The following is a 19,963-nucleotide window of genomic DNA, read 5'->3' as shown; positions in this document are numbered from 1 at the left end:
CCAATTTTACAGGCACCTGAAAGGACTAGAAAAAAATAAACGTTATAAATACGCTAAAAATACTGCTTCTTTATTTTTTTATTTAATAAGTGTTACTACATTCGTGCGGACGTCTTATGAAATCAGACGCTGGCAAGTTAATCAACATAACTTTATAGCGTAACTTCTTTGAGCGCTAACGGCCTCAATTTAGTAATTAAGGGGTTTTTATACTAACCAAATTTATCAAACAGATGAAAGATGTTTCAGAGGAACTAGAACTTTTGTTGCGTGTAGCTGATGGTGATCGTCTGGCGTTTAATTTGTTGTATAAGAAATATCTCCAAAATTTAAGAAAATTTGTCGCTTCGATTTCTGGCAATACCGATCTGGCAGATGAGCTTGTGCAGGACATCTTTGTTAAAATATGGCTTAACAGAAAAAACCTGTCCCTTATCGGATCTTTCAAACCTTACCTTTACCGTTGTGCGCGGAACCTTTTAATCGATCATATCCGAAAATCAAAGACACAGATCAGGATAAAAGAGGTTTCAAAAACCCTTGAAGAGAACAGTTCTGTCAGCACAGACGATAATTTAATTTATTCACAAACCTTAAGCCAGCTATACAACGGCATTAACCTGCTTCCTGAAAAAAGAAAAAAAATTGTTGAGCTCAAAATAAATGATGACCTTTCTCTTGATGAAATTGCACTACAGTTAAAAATATCCAAATCGGTGGTCAAAAAACAGCTATATACCGGAATAGCTTTTCTGAGAAATCACCTGAAACATTTATACAGGATTGCACCTTTTATTTCTTTTCTATATTTTTTTCTTTAACGAGGGGGCCTTTTTTGTTCCACATCCGTCTTAAGCAGATATGGAACAAAAGGATGTTGAGCAACTCAGGCAAAAATTGATTCAGGGTGAATTGACTGCGCCTGAACAGCAGGACTTTTTTAATTGGTTAAAGCAATTAGATCAGCCAGAGCTAAACGCATTCATGCAAGAATACAGCGCATCATTCGAACAACAAACAGACAGCGTAGCGGTAGAACAGAACGGAGATTTAGCGAAAAAGATCGAAATGCGCTTAGATGCTTTAGAGGCTACCGGCACACCATTCTGGAAACGCTCAGCTTTTAAACTCATGGCTGCCGCTGCAGTATTGGTGCTGGCCTGCTCATCTATATTTTTGTACTATGCTAATGCAGATGGGAACAAACGCACCACATTGTCCAAAAACACAACCATCCCACATGCAAAAGCTATCTATGGAGGAAGTGACAAAGTATTGCTTATTCTCTCAAATGGTAAGCGTATTGAAGTAAATAATTTCACAAATGGACAACTCGCCGTAGAAAATGGCTATTCTATCGAAAAACAAAGTAATGGTCTTTTAAAATACACAAAAATCAATACAGCTGCCGCTTTAGCAGCAGGTAATTCAAACACCATCGAAACGCCACGCGGTGGACAATATTGCGTTAATCTTCCTGATGGGAGTAAAGTTTGGCTGAATGCAGAGAGTAAAATAACTTATCCGGTAGTTTTTTCGGGCAATACCAGGAAAATTGCCCTTCAAGGCGAAGCTTATTTTGAGGTTGCCCATAATCCTAAAAAACCTTTTATAGTCGATTTTGAGGGCTCAAATGTAAAAGTGCTCGGTACCCATTTTAATATCTGCGCATACGGGGATGGCGAAATTCCTAAAACAACCTTGCTTCAGGGTTCAGTAGAGATAAGTAAAGGTGATAGAAAAAAGATAATTTTACCTGGCCAGCAGGCCATTTTAAGTCATAACATCGGTATTGTTAATGTTGATACGAACCACGTGATGGGATGGAAAAACGGAAATTTTTCATTTGAACATGAACGAATCGGCACTGTGATGGGAAAAATATCGAGATGGTATGATGTTGATGTCAAATATCAGGGTGAAATAACGCAGGAAGAATTTGTTGGTTCGATTCCAAAATCCAAAAATTTGGAAGAAGTGCTCCACAGGCTGGAGTTGACCGGATTGTTACATTTTAAAATCAGAGGAAGGAGCGTGACCATTATGCCATAACCTTACAAAAATAGGTTGGCCCATCCATGAAACAAAAGCCAGAGTGCTGTAACACTCTGACCTAACGTTTGGATCGCCACCAAGTATCCCAGACAAATAGTACAACCAAGTATAAACCCAAACATTCAAATATATGAATTATTATGTACCACGCGTAAATAGGCTTTTGGCCTATCTGCGTAAACCGCTACTGGTTATGAAATTAACATGCTTACTTTTAGTTTCCTTAATGTTACAGCTCTCATTAGCCAGCAGCGGACAAACGGTTACGCTTTCAAAAAAGAATGCGGCTGTCGAAAAAATTTTCAAGGAAATTGAGCGCCAAACCGGTTATCAGTTTTTGTACACCAGGCAAATGCTTAGCGGAACTCACCCGGTGAGTATCGAAATTAACAAAATGAGTTTGGCAGAGGCATTGGATCTCTCGCTGAGGTCACAACCCATCAGCTACAAGCTCGAAGATAATATTATCATCATCCAGCGAAGAGCAATAACTGAACTCACAACAAATAAAATAACTGAAATCTCCGTAACAGGTAAAGTTACTGATGAGGCTGGTCTTCCAATCCCTTCTGTTAGCATTAAAATTAAAGGTACCAATACCGGTGTTCAAACCGCACCGAACGGAACCTATAGCCTCAAGGTTCCTACTGGTAGCGAAACATTGGTTTTTAGCTCGGTAGGCTTCGCTTCCCAGGAAATCGCGGTCAACAACAGAACCGAAATCAATGTTCAGCTAAAGGCCGAACTTAATAATTTAACCGATGTAGTTGTAATCGGGTATGGATTGCAACGTAAAGGTGATGTAACAAGTTCTGTAGCGAGTGTTAAAGCCGAGAATTTTGTAAAATCGCCGGTATTAGATGCTGGCCAGTTAATCCAGGGTAAAGTAGCCGGACTAACCGTTAATACGCCAAGTGGCGATCCTACCTCAGGTAGCAAAATCAGGCTTCGCGGAAACAATACGCTCTTTGGCGCCAATGCCGATCCGCTTGTTATTGTAGATGGTGTGCCAAGTAGCCTTAAGCTGGTTGCACCAGAAGATATTGAATCAATAGATGTATTAAAAGATGGTTCAGCAGCTGCCATTTACGGTGTACGCGGTACCAATGGTGTAATTATCGTTACCACTAAAAGATCTTCAGGAAAGAATAGCAACGTGGTGGAATATAGTGGCTCTGTAAGTACACAAACTATTGCCCGAAAACTCAACATGCTTACTGCAGATGATTACCGTAGGCAGATTGCCGAAGGAACGCGTCTTGCATCATACGATCTCGGCACGAGCACGGATTGGCTAAAAGAGATTTCTAATAAGACACCTATTACCAATATACACAATATTACTTTCCGTGGAGGTAACGGACAAACCAATTACCTGGCTACTGTAAACTACCGTTATTTTAACGGGATATTTAAAAAATCTGACAACTCTACGCTTACTGCAAGGGCAGATATTAATCACTCCATGTTTGATAATAAAGTAAAAATTAACATGGGCGTTTTGGTACAGAACAATAAATATACCCAAACCCAGGATGGTGAAAGTTTCAATGGCGTTGTTTACCGTCAGGCCCTGATCCGTAACCCAACCTCTCCCCTTTTCGGTAGTGACGGACATTACTTTGAAGAACCGAACAATTTTGAATATGACAACCCTGTTGCGCGCCTTTTCGAAAGCACGGGGCTAAACCAAAATACCACACAGCGTTTAAATTCGCAGATTACGTATAACCCGATTGCGGATCTTAAATTAAGTGCCTTAGGTTCATATACCAAATATGTTTCGAATGGTGGTTATTCAGAATCGAAGTTCCACATTTCCAACATCAGAGACAAACTTAATGGCTATGCCGCCCTGGGTTCTACCCAAAGTATAGACAGATTGCTTGAACTTACAGCTCAATACTCGAAAAAACTGGGCGACCATAGTTTCACGCTACTGGGCGGGTACAGTTATCAGGATAATTCGTACCTCAATTTCTATGAGCGGAATTATGATTTCCCTACAGATGCTTTTGGCTATTATAATATTCAGCAAGGGCGTGGTGCAAACCGCGCTTTAGATGCACTATTGGGAAGTAAATATTCAGAAACCAACCTGATTGGTTTTTTTAGCAGGTTAACCTATAGCTACAAAGACAGATACCTGTTAATGGCCTCTTTAAGAAGAGAAGGTGCCAGCCAGCTTTATGGTGCTGAAAAACCGTATGGTAATTTTCCATCCGTATCTGTTGGATGGAAAATCACCAACGAAGCATTTATGAAAGATCAAACGATTTTTGACGACTTAAAGCTTCGTGCAGGATATGGCGTAACGGGTAACCAGCCAAACGATGGTTTCCGCGCTGTTGCATTATTGGGTTATGGTGCTAATGTGCTATCTAACGGCAACTGGATCCAGACACTTGTTCCTACTCAGAACCCTAATCCGGCTTTACGCTGGGAAGAAAAAAGAGAGACTAATATTGGTCTTGATTTCAGCATGTATAAAGGAAGAGTTACGGGTACCGTTGATGTTTACAACAGAAACTACAATGGCTTATTATTTGATTATCAGGTACCTAGTCCACCAAACCTTTTCCCTAGTACAAGGGCAAATGTTGGTACCATGCAAAATAAAGGTATTGAGGTTTTACTAAATATTGTACCGATTCAGAGCAAGGATTTTGAATGGACAACAAGTTTCAACTTTTCAACCAACAGAAATAAACTGGTTAGTTTATCTAATGATTTATACCAGGCCACAAACGACTATTTCACTACGGGGGCAACAGGTCCGCCAGCAACCACTTTTACCAATATTGTTCGTGTTGGCGATAACATTGGAGATTTTTATGGCTTTAAAGTTAAAGGCGTAACCGCTGATGGTCAGTGGATTTATGAAGGTAAAAACGGTGAAGATGTTTCCTACAACCAGTTTAATCATGCTTTTGAAGATAAAAAAGTACTTGGAAACGGTATTCCTAAATTTACCGGCGGATGGAACAATAACTTCAGGTATAAAGACCTCGACTTAAGCATCACTATGCGGGGCGCATTTGGTTTCCAGATTCTCAATTTCCAAAGAATGTATTATGAAAACACGGGTATTCAGAACTATAACCGGCTAACATCAGCTTACGATCCTGTTTTTGGTACAGCTGTTCTCAATAAAAACATGCCTGTAGAATTTAACAGCTACTACGTAGAAAACGGCGATTTCTGGAAAATTGACAACATTGTATTGGGTTATACCTTTAACAAGCTAAAAACCAAATACCTTAAAGGCGCAAGGGTTTATGTTTCTTCATTAAACACTTTTACCATTACTGGCTATAAGGGATTAGATCCAGAAGTAGACTGGAGCGGTTTGGCACCTGGTAATGATAATAGGGATAAGTATCCTACCGCCCGTACTTTTACACTAGGTTTTTCTCTTAATCTTTAATCCTTTACATCATGAAAACAAGATTTATATTGAGCACCGGCATCATGGCACTTGTGGTCCTGGTTATTAGTTTAGCATCCTGCACGAAGTTAAAGGACGAAAACTACGCTGCATTCATTCAAAATAATTTTACCCCTAATACCTCTGATGTTGCGGCGCTGGTTGGCGCAGGTTACACCTATTGGAGGCCCTTAATGCTCGGGCGAAGCAATAACTCTATCTTTCGTACCAACGAGATTTCAAGTGATGAAGCCGTAATACCCGCCCGCCCGAACGGCTGGGTTGACAATGGGATCTATCGCCGCATGCATGAACATAGATGGACATCTGATGAGGACAATAGCTACCAGATCTGGAACAATGCCTATGGAGGCATTACATCATGCAACCGTGTACTTTATCAAATTCAATCAAACCTGATTCCAATTACTACGGGTAAAGATGCTACCATAGCCGAGTTACGTGCCTTAAGGGCATCTTACTATTATGCACTCTGCGATTTCTTTGGCGGGGTACCTATAGTAGATAAATTTGATGTGCCATCCGGATTTCTTCCACAGCAGAGCACACGCGCCCAGGTTTATGCTTTTATTGTTAAAGAACTTACTGAAAGCCTTCCAAACCTAAGCAAGGCCAATACCCAGGCTACTTATGGTAAGTTTAATTACTGGGCTGCCACTGCCCTGCTTGCTAAAGTTTACCTGAATGCTAATGTATATATCGGTACTCCAGCTTATGCTCAATGCATTGCAGCCTGTAATGAGATCATAGCATCGAACGTATATACGCTTGAAGCCAATCAGAAAACTATTTTTCTTGACGCAAATGAAGGCAGCAGAGAAACTATTTTTGCCATTCCTTTTGACGAGAAATTCACAGCCAATGACGCTGATGCCTTTACGCTTCACATGGAAACACTTCAGCCAGAAAACCAGTCTACTTATAACTTCAAGAACTCGCCATGGGGCGGAATCTGTGCCACACCACAGTTTGTAAGCACATTCGATCCTGAAGATAACCGGTTAAAAGACAATTATGTGCAGGGGCAGCAATATACCGCTGCAGGTGCTGTTTTATTAGGCACAATTGGCGCAAGTAATGGGAAACCGCTGATTTATATCAATGAGCTTCCTGGTGTTGATCAATCAGATGAAGTACATGGTTTCAGGTTAGGAAAATTTGAATTCAAGCCAGGTGCACTGGTAGGGATGAACAACGATTTCCCTTTGCTTAGGTATGCCGATGTTTTAATGATGAAGGCCGAGTGCCTGTTAAGAACAGGAGATGCTGCCGGTGCCGCTGCATTGGTAACACAGGTTCGTCAGCGGTCTTTCTTAAGCAATCCTTCAAAAGCAACTGTAACAGGTAGCCAGCTTCTGTCAGGCAGCGTGTATAACTATGGCCTCCGCAATCACTTAACTTCTACTGTAGAAGGTGGAAGTGACATTCAATACGGAAGGTTTCTTGATGAACTGGGCTGGGAATTTAATACCGAAGGACGACGTAGGCAGGATATGATCAGATTTGGTGTTTTCACTAAAAAATCGTGGTTATCACATTCGCCAAATGGAGATTACCGTACATTGCTACCCATTCCACGTGCCGAACTTGCTAAAAACCCGAACATAAAACAAAACCCAGGATATTAACCCTGATTACAGAGGTTGTATCATAAGATATAAAATTGTCATCCTGAGCATTAATTTATCACATAACAATAAATATAAATTACAGGAGAATTTAACATTATGGATCTCCTCTGGAAATCGTCATTGCGAGAAGGCTTTTCAGCCGACGAAGCAATCTTTATAGCAAGGATCGTTAGCATGAAAGATTGCTTCGTCGTACCTCCTCGCAATGACGACATTTCTTAGGTATCTATCATTGATGGCTCAACGTGACAACATCTAGAAAAAATATCTTATGATACAGCCTCAAATTATATAAACTATGAAAAGAAAATTTATTGCCGTAATTACATTATTTTTAAGCTACCACATTTCCGTACATGCCCAGTCTTTTCAAAAAACACCGCAGGGTATCCATGTCGTTATTCAATCAATGGATGTAGAGGTCAGTTTTTATTCACCATCTATTGTTCGGGTTTTTAAAAAGCCAGAAGGGAGCCAGCAAAAAAAAGAAAGCCTCTCTGTTGTAAAACTTCCTGAACAGTTAACACCTGATATTAAAACCAACGGGCAAAGTGTAACCATCAGCAGTAAACTAATATCTGCAACAGTTAACCTGCAAACCGGAAAAATTTCATTTGAAGATCCGAATGGCAGTCAGTTATTTACAGAAAAAGATTATGGCACCCAGTTTACCGCGATAAAAGATGCCGGAAATCCAACGTATGTGGTTAGACAGGCCTATTTATTAGACAAGGACGAAATTATTTATGGACTTGGCCAGCAGCAGAATGGAAAACTGAACCAAAGGGGTCAAAAATTACTCCTTAAACAAGAGAACACGAGGGTGTGTATTCCTTTCTTCCAATCGGTAAAAGGTTATGGAATTTTCTGGGACAACTATTCACCAACAACTTTTACAGATAATGTTCAGGAAACTTCATTTGATTCAGAAGTTGGAAACTGCGCTGATTATTATTTTATGTTTGGCGGAGGTGGCGACGGGGTGGTTGCACAAATGCGTGAGCTTACCGGGCAATCTCCTATGATGCCCTTATGGTCATTTGGCTTCAGTCAATCGCGCGAGCGCTACAAAACCCAGTTTGAGCTTGTTGATGTGGTAAAAAAATACAGAGCATTAAAAATACCACTTGATGGTATTGTACAAGACTGGCAATATTGGGGAAAAGACGATAACTGGAATGCCATGAGTTTTGAGCCTAGCACTTTCCCAAAACCACAAGCCATGGTAGATAGTGTGCACCAGCTTAACGCCCACCTCTTTATTGTTTCATGGCCAGGTTTCGCACCAAAAACACCACAATACCAGGAGTTTAAATCAAAGAATATGCTCATTAACTTTGATACCTGGCCGCCGGGTGCAAACACCAAACCTTATGATGTTTATAACCCTACTGCCCGTAACATTTACTGGGATTACCTAAATAAAGGCATATTCTCATTGGGTATAGATGCCTGGTGGCTCGATTCGACCGAACCAGACCACATTAACATTAAAGAAAAAGATTTCGATCAGCCCACTTTTTTGGGGAGTTACCGAAGCGTAGAGAACGCTTTTCCGCTTCAACACACCGGCGGTGTTTATGATCACCAGAGAGCAGTAAGTAATACTAAACGCGTACTCCTGTTAACCCGTTCAGCATTTGCAGGTCAGCAACGATACGGAACAAACACCTGGAGCGGAGATGTTGGTTCTAACTGGCCTACGCTAAAAAAACAGATCCCGGCAGCACTAAATTTCTCATTAACCGGTTTACCTTACTGGAATGGAGATATTGGTGGTTTTTTCGCAGGTGACTTTGTGAAAGGTGGTGGCGCAAAAAATCCCGATTTTCAGGAATTATATAACCGATGGATGCAGTTTGCAACCTTTACACCAATGATGCGCTCGCACGGTACCGACATACCAAGAGAAATATACCAGTTTGGCAAAAAAGGAGATCAGGCATTTGATATCCAGGAAAAGTTTATCAACCTGCGCTACCGCTTACTGCCATACACTTATGCAACTGCCTGGTCGGTAACGCATCATGCAGGATCCATTATGCGGCCATTATACTCACAATTTCCTAACGATCCAGCAGGTTTCGAAAACAACTCGGAATATATGTTCGGAAGCTCGTTTCTCGTATCACCAGTTACCGATAAAGGTGTTACCAATCAGGAAATATACCTCCCGGCAGCCAGCAAATGGTTCGATTTCTGGACAGGTGAAGTATTTAAAGGCGGCCAAACGGTTAAACGTGAAACGCCGATGGAGATTATACCACTTTACGTAAAAGCAGGCTCAATTGTACCTTGGGGACCAAAAGTGCAATATGCAACAGAAAAGAGATGGAATGACCTGGATATCCGCATATATCCTGGCGACAACGGTGATTTCGTTTTGTATGAGGATGAAAATGACAGTTATAACTACGAGAAGGGAGCATTTTCAGAAATCCACTTCAAATGGAACGATGCCTCAAAAACACTTACCGTTGAAGATAGAAAAGGACAGTTTAAAGGCATGTTAGGCAAACGCAAATTTAATATTGTGATGGTAAGCAAACAGAATGGAATAAGCATTGACAATCAAACCATTAACAAATCAGTTAATTATAATGGCCGTAAACTTTCAGTTAAACTCTAAGCAAAAAAATGAGGTAGTGAATGTAGTAACACTTATCCACTAAATAAAACATGAGCAAGGGAAAAGAAATATACTTTAAGGCAGCGGCATTGTCGCTGCCATTGGTATTTTTATGCTTCATCGAAATCCTTTTGAGAATTTTCAATTATGGTTTTGATCCGTCATTGTTTATTAAAGATCCCGATCAGCAGGGCTACATGATGATGAACCCTACCGCCTCTTATAAGTTTTTTTCTACTAGTGCCAATGCAACCCAGGGTAACCGGGAACGATTCGGCATCGTAAAATCTAAAAACACCTTCAGGATATTTGTAATTGGCGAATCGACTACTGCAGGCTACCCATATATGCACAATGGATCGTTTCATAGGTGGTTGCAATACCGGTTGATGCACCAATATCCCAGCCTGAACTTCGAGGTGATTAATGTTTCGCTTACCGCAGTAAATTCGTACACGGTACTAGATTTCGCAAAACAAATTGTTAATTATGAGCCGGATCTGGTATTGGTATATACCGGGCATAACGAATATTACGGCGCTTTGGGTATCGGCTCTACCAGCCGGATTAGGGGCAATAGCACCTGGATAAAACTGGTGATTAAACTGCGTGAACTTAAGTTGGTACAGTTATCAGACCGCATCATTGAGGCTACTGCAAAACTTTTTGGAAAAAGAATTGATAAGCGCGAAAACCTGATGAAACGTATGGTAACCAATCAGCAAATACCTTATCAATCTGCCGATTTTAACCGTGGTATAGCTCAGTTTAACAGCAATATGGACGAATTGTGCCAGTTATTGTCAAGAAAACATATCCCAACCGTAATCAGTACGCTGGTAAGCAATGAAAAAGACCTTAAACCATTTATAAGTTCAGGCAAATTTTCAGCTGAAAAGCAATACACAAATGGCAAAAAATTATACGTAAATGGTGATTTTAAAGCCGCAAAAACAAATTTTGTTTTGGCTAAAGAATACGATCAGCTGCGTTTCAGAGCGCCGGAAGCCTTCAACCAAATCATTAGAAAACTGTGCAAGCAGTACCCTGGTATTTACCTGGCGGATACCCGTGCCTTGTTTGAGAAAAACGAGGTTAGTGGAATAATTGGCAAAGAAACCATTTTAGAGCATGTTCATCCAAATTTATTGGGTTACGCAATCATGAGCGAATCTTTTTATCAACAGATTAACAACAGAAATTTAATACCGACAAAAAAACAAAGTGAAATGTCGTTCGCACAATTGTTGGTTAATATGCCCGTTACCAAAGTAGATTCGTTATATGGTGCATATCAGATTATGATGCTCCGTTCGGGTTGGCCCTTTAATGAGCCCATAACAGCTACTTACAATCGTGGAAATTCGATAGATGAACAACTTGCAGGGGCATTGGCTGTAGACAGGATTACCTGGAGGACAGCAATGGATGAACTGTATAAAGCTACTATGGCCAATGCAGACAAACAAAAAGCCTTAAAGGTTACCGAAGCTGTGCTGCTGGAAAATCCTTATCAAATAAGTTATTACACTTACGCAGGCCGTTTAGCTTTTGAACTGGCAAACCTGGAAACCGCTGAATTTTATTTTAAAAAAGCGTATGACCTTGAACCAACACGCGGGAATGCTAATAATCTTTTCTTGTTTTATTTTAAATCAGATCTTCCCGAGCAAGCTTTGCACCATAATGATATACTAAAGCGCTCCGGTCAGCAATCCTACCTGGATGCACAAACTGAAGAAATACTGAAAAATATCATCAAACTAAAAAAAGAAGTCCCATCAAATAACATCAATGAGTTGATTGCCAGCTATTATCACCAGCTCAGAGCCGATGAAACAGCAGCAAAATATAGGAATAAAAATAGCAGGTAATGAGCAACAAAAAATTAGAAAACAAGAAATTCGGATTTATTTTAGGCGCCACAATGATTTTGCTTTGCCTTATTTTTTGGAAGGGAACCTACCTTCAGCAAATAATGCTTTTGCTATCAGCGGGCTTAATCATAATGGCCGTTTTTATTCCGCATTACCTCGAACCAATTAGAACAATATGGATAAAAGTTGGTAATTTTCTGGGAATGGTTAATGGTACAATTTTGTTAACCCTGGTATTTATCTTCGTCCTAACCCCTATTGCCCTTTTAATACGCCTGTTTAAAAAGCAGAGCTTAGAAACAACAAAAAATAAGCAGTTGGTTTCTTATTGGGAAGATGTGTCGGGCAGGGCGATGGGCTCACTTAATCAACAGTTCTAAATTAATACATACATGAATACACTGGTCGAATTTTTCCATTTCTTAACCCAGCGCAAAAAATACTGGTTGTGGCCCTTATTTATCATCCTGATTACCCTGGGTTTAGTACTGGTAGCAGCGCACGGCTCGGTATTGGCCCCATTTATTTATAGTTTATTCTAATCGGGCACGCAGCATGGCTTATATTTTAGGTATTTCTGCTTACTACCATGATAGCGCTGCATGTTTGTTGAAGAATGGAGAAGTTATTGCTGCTGCGCAGGAAGAGCGTTTCTCCAGGATTAAAAATGATGAGTCATTCCCTGCAGAAGCGATAAAGTTCTGCCTTAAATTTGCCAGCATCTCCCTGGCAGAGTTAGATCATGTTGTATTTTACGAAAAGCCATTTTTGAAATTTGAGCGTTTGCTCGAAACTTATGTCAATTTTGCCCCTCAAGGATTGAGGTCTTTCCTGAAGTCGATGCCGGTTTGGCTAAAGGATAAACTATTCATAAAAAACAATATAGCCAGGGCGCTTAATACTATAGATCCAAACTGGAAAAAATCGCGCACCATCCTATTTGCTGATCATCACCGTTCACATGCGGCCTCCGCTTTTTACCCAAGTCCATTTGAACAGGCTGTGGTATTAACTGTAGATGGTGTGGGCGAATGGGCCACAACAACTGTTTCATTAGGCCATTCGGCACAACTAACTTTAAAAAAGGAGATAAATTTCCCTAATTCCATCGGACTTTTATATTCTGCCTTCACCTATTATTTAGGCTTCAAAGTCAATTCTGACGAATATAAAGTAATGGGTTTAGCTTCGTACGGCACGCCGGTATATAAACAGCTGATTTATGATCATTTGACTGATATTAAAGCAGATGGATCTTTTCTCCTGAACATGGATTATTTTGATTACTGTACAGGATTGAAAATGACCAATAAAAAATTCGACAAGCTTTTTGGCCATCCACCCAGAGCGAAAGGCGAAGCGCTTTTGACCTTTCACAAAGATATTGCAAGCTCCATACAAAAAGTGACTGAAGAGATCATGATTAAACTGACCCAAAGTCTTTACAGGGAATTTGCAATAGATAATCTCTGTATTGCAGGAGGAGTTGCGCTGAACTGCATAGCGAATTCAGCTGTCAGGCAACATTCTGGTTTCAAACAGGTTTGGGTACAACCTGCAGCAGGAGATGCTGGTGGCGCATTGGGTGCCGCTTACAGCGTATTTTACGAGCATTTATCTGGAGTTAGGAATGTTAATCCGCAGGCTGATGGGATGAAACAATCACTTTTAGGACCAAGCTATACCCCAAATGAAGTAATCAAAGCACTTTCTGCCTATGGCCTGAATTATGAAGAAGTTGAAAATGAACTTTATTATCTTAAAATAGCGGAGTACCTGGCCGAAGGCAAAGTAATCGCATATTTTAAAGGAAGAACAGAGTTTGGGCCAAGAGCACTAGGTTGCCGCAGCATTCTCGCAGACCCCAGAAACAGTGAGATGAAAGCAATACTTAATGCAAAAATTAAGTTTAGAGAGTCCTTCCGTCCGTTTGCCCCGGCTATTTTGGATGAATTCGCAGATTTATATTTTGGTGAAGGCTCAAAAAACCGATATATGCTATTTACAGAAAATTATTCAGACCATAGCAATGGCCATCAGGCATCCAATGCAGTTTTAATTCCGGGAGCGGTACACGTTGATGGAACAGCCCGGGTTCAGATCGTGAACAAAATACATCATCCTGATTTTCATAAGGTAATCACCGCTTTTTACAACCTTACGGGTTGCCCAGCAGTAATTAATACCTCCTTAAATGTAATGAACGAACCCATGGCCTCCAGTCCGAAAGATGCTATATGTTGCTTTTTAAATACAGAAATTGATATTCTCGCTATCGAAGGTTTACTTATCGATAAAAGAGACCGGACTCTGGCGGTTTGAGATGCCTTTTCTTTTATCCGAATTTCTTGTTAATAAAAATCCAGAAACTACGGAAATTCAGAGATTAAAAATGAAGCTGCATCATTATACGGGGTTTCCGTAAAAAATTGCCATCAGAATCAGAGTTATCAATCTGATCAGTAATTAAATAAAAGGCTTTGGAATAATGGAAATTATTGTTTTACGAAATTTTCTAAATGATATTAAGAAACTCAACGATAAAAAATCGAAAGATAAAATCAAAGAATTTATTATGGAGATTGAAAATGCTGAAAGCTTAGAAGAGCTTCCAAGTATTAAAAAATGAAAGGTTTCTCCACAGCTTATCGTTGGAGAGTTGGGGATTATCGATTGGGATTTTATAAAGATGAAAACACTAGCGAGTTAGCCCGATTTGTAAAAAGAAACGACATATACAAGATATTTCCTTGACTGCAATTAAATGATATGGAATCTCAAAAACGATGAATTTCGTAAAGCAATTGAAGATCAATTAAAGTATGCAGCCAACAAACTTAATATTTGATTCAGCTAATGTATATATACATTACTGTTAAGACTATCAAAAATATATGCCTAAAAATCCCTCCCCCCAACTTTTCCGCTTAACCCTGAATAGAGTGATTTATGGCAAATCATAGAAACAAAAACGCCCTTTAAAATTAATAAAAAGAAACCCCTACGATTTGGAAGGGTTATTTTTAATATGATGTGTATTTTAAATTACTTAAAAATTCTACTCTTTTTAAGTATTTCATTAATTAGTACAAACTTTTTTGAGTCACCTTTAAATACCGTATCTTGATTTTTTATTTTTACAGCAGTACCAGCCATACATACCATAACCATAGCTTTAGCACCACCAACTTCGGCATAATCAACATCGGTTGCGATTATTCCGTTACCACCTAACATTATAGCTTTTTGCCGCAATTCGGGCATTCTTTCACACTCATAATTAAAGTATATCAGTATCTTTTCCTATAACTAATTCTATTTGCGATTGGGTCAGCCTATTATTTTCTTCTATTGAGTTATAAATACTAGTAAGTATCCTAGTCTGCTCATTTTGATTTTTTAATAAAGTTTCTACCTTCCAATACCAAAGTACTACCTGCCTAAGAGCAAGAAAAATTATTAAAAATACTGCAAGCCCTAAAAGAAACATTAAAAATGCACCTAAAGGTGTGCCACTAGGTTCTGCATAAGCCTGACCAAAACTAATAAGCGGCAATAATGCCAAGAGTGTTAAAATTGATTTTTTCATTTTATTTTTTTATTTGATATTTCTTGAGGTTCTAAAGCGATAATCAATAGCATAAACCAGATAGCTATCATTGTATAATTTGTGGTTAATAAACCTATACTGATTAGTAGCAGGATTGCGGTAAGAATTTTTGATATAATGAGAGATTAATTTTTATTGAATGTAGTCAATTATAATTCACAAATATAACCAAATGTTTCGGGATTGAAATACCGGAAACCGTAAATAAAATGGTGCTAACAATTAAGCCAGCACCATTTTATTTTATTCCAATAACGACAAAGGAATAAAACAATATAATCGAGTTTTTTGACTTTATAGATTACGAAAGTGGCACCCTTTGTAATACCCTCTTTAAAAATAAAAACCTAACTAACTAATAAATAGCTAATTAGGTTTTTAATAGGTGGAGAATATCGGATTCGAACCGATCACCAGCATGATAGATTGCTTCGTCGTTCCTCCTCGCAATGACGACCTTTTTCATAATAAAACAGGTCAAAACACGCATAACAACATCAATATCAAGCCATTAATTGTTAAAATACAAGAATACAACCTTGTATTATTACTTATGTTTGAGTAAACAACCTATAACTTATATGAAACTAAAAACAGACCTGTACAAGCCCCTTGGGCTTATGAAATTAGCATTCTTTTTATTACTGCTTTTACCTATGCTTCTCTTTGTTGGCTGCAAAAAAGAGAAACCGCTTGAAGAAGTTTCCACTACTGCTTTGAATGGGAAGGATACACTATCTATTTATATTCCAAATGAGTATAAAGAAATGGATTTTAACAATAAAAATAGTGCATGGAGTTATGCAAGAAGTAGTCAATCAGAACATTTTATCGTTTTTTGGGACCTCAAATATGGCAGTGACAATCCAGGTTCTCAAAATGTACCCGAAAAATATAGGGTAGACATCGTTGATTTACTTAAAAAAGCAGAAACTTTTTATCAGATCAACGTTAATACACTAAAGTTTGCAGAACCTGGGAAGTCGAAATTAGATAAATATAAGATGCTTATCTTTTTATATTATCAGGATGAGTGGCGCGCAACCGGGTCTGGTTATGATGATACCATCGGTGCTTTATGGATCAATCCGCAAGCAGTACAACCTGTGGGTTCTGTACTTGCGCATGAAATTGGCCACTGTTTTCAATATCAGGTTTTTTGCGATCAGGGCGGCCAAACTGGATTCAGATATGGTTTTGGCGGTAAACCTAATAATGGATTTTGGGAGCAAACGGCACAATGGCAATCATTTCAAAGTTATCCTTCCGAAGCATTTACCTCCTACAATTTCGGAGTTTATATGGATAATGCTCATCGCCATATCAACCACGAAGGGCAACGGTATGCCAGCTACTTTATCCACTATTACTGGGCCTCGAAACATGGTATTGATATCATTGGAAGAATCTGGCGGGGCGCAATAAAACCAGAAGATCCGATTGAGGCCTATATGCGTTTAACCGGCATTAATGTTAAACAGCTAAATGACGAAATTTACGATGCTGCAACCAAATTTGCAACCTGGGATATCCCAAGTATAAAAACCTTAGGGGCCGACTTTATCGGCAAGCAACCTTACGAGTTTGATAAGTTAACTGATGGAAGTTTTCAGGTAAAATATGCACGCTGCCCAGGTACCACCGGATATAATCTGGTGCCATTGAAAATACCAGCAGCAGGTACTGTTTTAAATGCCCAATTTACCGGTTTAGCAAATGCGTCAGGTTATAACCAGGTCGATGCATCCCGAGCGGGCTGGCGATATGGATATGTTGCATTGCTTAACAATGGTACAAGAGTGTACAGCAACATGTTCGAAGGTACAAACGGGAATGCAACCTTTACCATGCCGGCTGATTGCAGTAAACTCTGGTTTGTAGTGTCTGGTGCCCCAAAAACATATACACAACACGGATGGGATGATGATAATAGTAACGATGACCAATGGCCATACAAAGTTAAGTTTACCAATACGACCCTTTTAAATGACCTATCTGTGAATCCAGGGGCAACGCCAAAGGATGTTACCTTCTCTATTCCGGTTAAAATACCACTTGATTTAACTAACTACACCAGAACTACGGTAAACTTTGATCAGGATAAACTGGTTCAGGCTTTTACGCTTTTACCTGCTAAAATTACCGAAGGTTTAGCCAATAAAACCATAAAATTCTACGGGGTAGAAAGTAATGGTAGCTTGAATGCCCAAACAACAGCGAATGGTTACGGACATTGGTTTAATGCAAGCGGAAATGTAATTAATTGGGGTACTGATGCAAAAGTTTTTTCAGAACTGGATGGTACAAAGTTAAGTTTTGATCTGGGCCAATTTCCACAGCATGTAGTTAAAGGCGATCAATTTACAATCAGCCAGGCACTTGTTTATGAATATGAAACCAATAAAAAAGTTACCGCTACATTTAAGTTTTTAATTACCATTGAATAAAAAGCCTGTTTAAATTTTTATAACAAATATAAATTGTCTTTTGCTGTCACACTGAGGGGTAATTTATGGTATAAAATCAAATTAGTGACGTAGAATTGTCTTCTCTTATCCTACGGCGCGGTCTTGCCTCGGCTCGCCGCCGCCGAAGGGCTCTTTCTTTTTGGTGTCAAAAAGAAACAAAAAACACCGGCTGAAAATTTATTCATTTGTTGTTTATAACTTTCAGCTGCATTCATGAGGGCTTCGCCGTTTTCTTTTGAAGCCAGTTGTTCGGCCAGAACAGTGCAGCCCGAAAAATTTGTTAGGCCGGATTTAAGTAGAACGGGGATACCGTGATATGGCCTAGCTGGATGGAAACACAAAAGGAGTTAAGCTTTTGATTAATAGTAATTTGCGAAATAACGTCTATGATAGCGTAGTCGATTGCTTCATTAGTGCGTTGAAATGATCTTCGACTACGCTCAGACTGAAATGCAAAATAAGTTTTACTTAATTTTGTCGTCACCCTGAATTCATTTCAGGGTCTTAATAGCAGGAAAAGATGCTGAAATAAATTCAGCATGACGATCGCGTGAGGTAAAGCGGCTGTAAACTCTCACTATGATTCAAATATTAATCGAACTCAGGTTTACAACAAAAGAACAGTAATTCCGCATGGAAAGCCTGGCAATTAAACAAATAGATCTAAAAGGCTTTACAGGAACGGCACACCTTATCTTCATCAGGTTTGGCACGCTATGATGCTGTGAAATTGCTTTTGAATCATACAAGTCTGGCCATTCCGCCGGGCTTGTATGATATCCTGCTCTAACTACTATCTCTTCAGCAATTAATGCGCGCTAAGTCCTATTGGCAAAAAATCTCTACGCCCCATCCTCAGCCAAAATATTCTTCTGGTTTTAATTACATCTACTGTATCACCTTATTATTTACAATGTCTTAACATATAATCCGACTTGTCGTCTCACTCTTTATTCAATTACCTGATAATAAAATTATTAAAATAATAACAGGGCACTGTAAGACATTTCCTGAAACTAAAAAACAATTTCAAAACCTGTATTTGATATTTTAATCAAGATTTATAAAACAACTACGGCCTTTCGGTGTAATATTAACCAGATTATATCATTTCGAAACAAAAAGCTTTGATATTTATCAAAAACACTTCAACCAACGTAAATAACCCGTTACTTTCGCAGGAGTAGATTCAGTCTCTATAAGTAAGTGCTCATATACAGCATCGACAAATTTTGTCGGAATTTCTTACAGATAAGAAACAAAAATAATTTACAAAATACGGTAACAATTCCTATAAAATCACCGGGGAGAAATGGTACTTGTTTATGTCAATTTTTTTATTTTTTATAAAGCATCATCTTTTCAGCAACACCATGTTATAGGTTTTTGGAGATATGCATATCAATAAAAGACATATATTTTTTTGTAAATGAAATGTTGTTAGCTGACAATAATAAGAACTACAGATAATTCTGTCGAATAAACAATAGTCAATGTCCATCATACGAACCCCGCCATATCTCACTCCCCTTTTTAATTATTTGCAACAATATCATCCGGTATCACAAGAATATATGGATGCTTATATCGGATCAGCTTATGAGTTAACTATCAAAAAAACTAAGTTTGTACTATCACCTCTACATGCCAATGAATGTATGTATTTTATCGTTAAAGGCTTATTAAGGAACTTTATCAGGCATGGAGGAAAGGATATCACCACACGAATCAGTTTCGAGGATGAGTTTGTTTGTGCAATAAGCAATCCGGCTAAACAGGAAAAATATTCGGCAGAATATATTCAGGCAATGGAAAACTGTATCCTGATTGCCATTCCCTATGGGTTGCTCAACAGCCTTTACGATAGATTCCCTGAAACCAATATCATTGGACGGAAATTAATGGCAATAGAATCCTTCAAAGCATCAGAAAGGGCAAATCTGGCCAGAATCCCAAAAGCTTCAGACCGTTACGAAATATTGATGAAAAATTATCCGAAGATTTTTAACCGGATGCCTCTTCATTATCTCGCCAGCTATTTAGGAATGCGTAACGAAACATTGAGCAGAGTTAGGGCAGTCTGTGCACTTGAAAAAACATTTTATTAGCTATAGTTTTTCAACTGCCGTTTCAATGGCTTATAGGGTAATAACGCGATCAATTTTCGTATTTTTTTTCAAATCGCGGTCGCTGTTGGAGTATATGTATGTTGATTTTATAAAATAAAGTATTCCCGACAATATCT

The 19,963-nt window shown here is 38.9% G+C and carries 14 protein-coding genes; 12 read left to right on the top strand and 2 right to left on the bottom strand.

The genetic code is table 11. The annotated features are described in order from the left end of the window. The first annotated feature begins 233 nt into the window (after positions 1-233). From KYH19_RS00970 to KYH19_RS00925, 10 genes are all read left to right on the top strand, one after another. Entirely contained in the window at positions 234-821 is a 588-nt protein-coding gene (locus KYH19_RS00970) for an RNA polymerase sigma factor (protein ID WP_219077226.1), read from the top strand. 40 nt (positions 822-861) lie between these two features. Beyond that, positions 862-2,052 (top strand): FecR family protein, encoded by a 1,191-nt coding sequence (locus KYH19_RS00965; RefSeq protein ID WP_219077225.1) that lies wholly within the window; start codon positions 862-864, stop codon positions 2,050-2,052. A 196-nt stretch (positions 2,053-2,248) separates the two neighbouring features. Continuing rightward, positions 2,249-5,482, top strand: a complete 3,234-nt coding sequence (locus tag KYH19_RS00960) for a SusC/RagA family TonB-linked outer membrane protein (protein ID WP_219077224.1) — start codon at positions 2,249-2,251, stop codon at positions 5,480-5,482. Between the two features lie 11 nt (positions 5,483-5,493). Next, entirely contained in the window at positions 5,494-7,131 is a 1,638-nt protein-coding gene (locus tag KYH19_RS00955) for a RagB/SusD family nutrient uptake outer membrane protein (RefSeq protein WP_219077223.1), read from the top strand. A 301-nt stretch (positions 7,132-7,432) separates the two neighbouring features. Further along, positions 7,433-9,763: a TIM-barrel domain-containing protein gene (locus tag KYH19_RS00950; protein ID WP_219077222.1), complete on the top strand. Its 2,331-nt coding sequence runs from the start codon at positions 7,433-7,435 to the stop codon at positions 9,761-9,763. 50 nt (positions 9,764-9,813) lie between these two features. Further along, positions 9,814-11,637: a GDSL-type esterase/lipase family protein gene (locus KYH19_RS00945; protein ID WP_219077221.1), complete on the top strand. Its 1,824-nt coding sequence runs from the start codon at positions 9,814-9,816 to the stop codon at positions 11,635-11,637. After that, positions 11,637-12,020 (top strand): SxtJ family membrane protein, encoded by a 384-nt coding sequence (locus KYH19_RS00940; RefSeq protein ID WP_219077220.1) that lies wholly within the window; start codon positions 11,637-11,639, stop codon positions 12,018-12,020. The genes KYH19_RS00945 and KYH19_RS00940 overlap by 1 nt, the downstream gene beginning before the upstream one ends. 12 nt (positions 12,021-12,032) lie before the next feature. Next, positions 12,033-12,182, top strand: coding sequence for a DUF5989 family protein (locus KYH19_RS00935; RefSeq protein ID WP_165902767.1), 150 nt, complete (start codon positions 12,033-12,035; stop codon positions 12,180-12,182). Between the two features lie 13 nt (positions 12,183-12,195). Beyond that, positions 12,196-13,962, top strand: a complete 1,767-nt coding sequence (locus KYH19_RS00930; RefSeq protein ID WP_219077219.1) for a carbamoyltransferase N-terminal domain-containing protein — start codon at positions 12,196-12,198, stop codon at positions 13,960-13,962. A 166-nt stretch (positions 13,963-14,128) separates the two neighbouring features. Further along, positions 14,129-14,269 carry a hypothetical protein gene (locus tag KYH19_RS00925; protein WP_207908523.1) on the top strand — a complete coding sequence of 47 codons (141 nt, stop codon included), beginning with the start codon at positions 14,129-14,131 and terminating at the stop codon, positions 14,267-14,269. A 416-nt stretch (positions 14,270-14,685) separates the two neighbouring features. On the opposite strand, the gene KYH19_RS00920 is transcribed toward KYH19_RS00925, so the two are convergent. Both KYH19_RS00920 and KYH19_RS00915 read right to left on the bottom strand, forming a co-directional pair. Continuing rightward, the gene (locus KYH19_RS00920; protein WP_132403978.1) at positions 14,686-14,904 is read right to left on the bottom strand and encodes a heavy metal-binding domain-containing protein; all 219 of its coding nucleotides are present in this window, start codon (positions 14,902-14,904) and stop codon (positions 14,686-14,688) included. 16 nt (positions 14,905-14,920) lie between these two features. Beyond that, positions 14,921-15,229 carry a hypothetical protein gene (locus tag KYH19_RS00915; protein ID WP_132403975.1) on the bottom strand — a complete coding sequence of 103 codons (309 nt, stop codon included), beginning with the start codon at positions 15,227-15,229 and terminating at the stop codon, positions 14,921-14,923. 641 nt (positions 15,230-15,870) lie between these two features. Between KYH19_RS00915 and KYH19_RS00910 the strand changes: the two genes are divergently transcribed. Both KYH19_RS00910 and KYH19_RS00905 read left to right on the top strand, forming a co-directional pair. Next, positions 15,871-17,697, top strand: a complete 1,827-nt coding sequence (locus KYH19_RS00910; protein WP_219077218.1) for a DUF4859 domain-containing protein — start codon at positions 15,871-15,873, stop codon at positions 17,695-17,697. Positions 17,698-19,211: 1,514 nt separating this feature from the next. Then, positions 19,212-19,826, top strand: coding sequence for a Crp/Fnr family transcriptional regulator (locus KYH19_RS00905; RefSeq protein WP_132403969.1), 615 nt, complete (start codon positions 19,212-19,214; stop codon positions 19,824-19,826). Positions 19,827-19,963: the final 137 nt, after the last annotated feature.

The organism is Pedobacter sp. D749 (assembly GCF_019317285.1).
GTDB lineage: Bacteria > Bacteroidota > Bacteroidia > Sphingobacteriales > Sphingobacteriaceae > Pedobacter.
This window is presented reverse-complemented; position numbering and strand designations above follow the sequence as displayed.

Coding starts and splice junctions, on each gene's coding strand:
- KYH19_RS00970 (WP_219077226.1), top strand. CDS start 234: ATGAAAGATGTTTCAGAGGAACTAGAACTTTTGTTGCGTGTAGCTGAT.
- KYH19_RS00965 (WP_219077225.1), top strand. CDS start 862: ATGGAACAAAAGGATGTTGAGCAACTCAGGCAAAAATTGATTCAGGGT.
- KYH19_RS00960 (WP_219077224.1), top strand. CDS start 2,249: ATGAAATTAACATGCTTACTTTTAGTTTCCTTAATGTTACAGCTCTCA.
- KYH19_RS00955 (WP_219077223.1), top strand. CDS start 5,494: ATGAAAACAAGATTTATATTGAGCACCGGCATCATGGCACTTGTGGTC.
- KYH19_RS00950 (WP_219077222.1), top strand. CDS start 7,433: ATGAAAAGAAAATTTATTGCCGTAATTACATTATTTTTAAGCTACCAC.
- KYH19_RS00945 (WP_219077221.1), top strand. CDS start 9,814: ATGAGCAAGGGAAAAGAAATATACTTTAAGGCAGCGGCATTGTCGCTG.
- KYH19_RS00940 (WP_219077220.1), top strand. CDS start 11,637: ATGAGCAACAAAAAATTAGAAAACAAGAAATTCGGATTTATTTTAGGC.
- KYH19_RS00935 (WP_165902767.1), top strand. CDS start 12,033: ATGAATACACTGGTCGAATTTTTCCATTTCTTAACCCAGCGCAAAAAA.
- KYH19_RS00930 (WP_219077219.1), top strand. CDS start 12,196: ATGGCTTATATTTTAGGTATTTCTGCTTACTACCATGATAGCGCTGCA.
- KYH19_RS00925 (WP_207908523.1), top strand. CDS start 14,129: ATGGAAATTATTGTTTTACGAAATTTTCTAAATGATATTAAGAAACTC.
- KYH19_RS00920 (WP_132403978.1), bottom strand. CDS start 14,904: ATGCCCGAATTGCGGCAAAAAGCTATAATGTTAGGTGGTAACGGAATA.
- KYH19_RS00915 (WP_132403975.1), bottom strand. CDS start 15,229: ATGAAAAAATCAATTTTAACACTCTTGGCATTATTGCCGCTTATTAGT.
- KYH19_RS00910 (WP_219077218.1), top strand. CDS start 15,871: ATGAAATTAGCATTCTTTTTATTACTGCTTTTACCTATGCTTCTCTTT.
- KYH19_RS00905 (WP_132403969.1), top strand. CDS start 19,212: ATGTCCATCATACGAACCCCGCCATATCTCACTCCCCTTTTTAATTAT.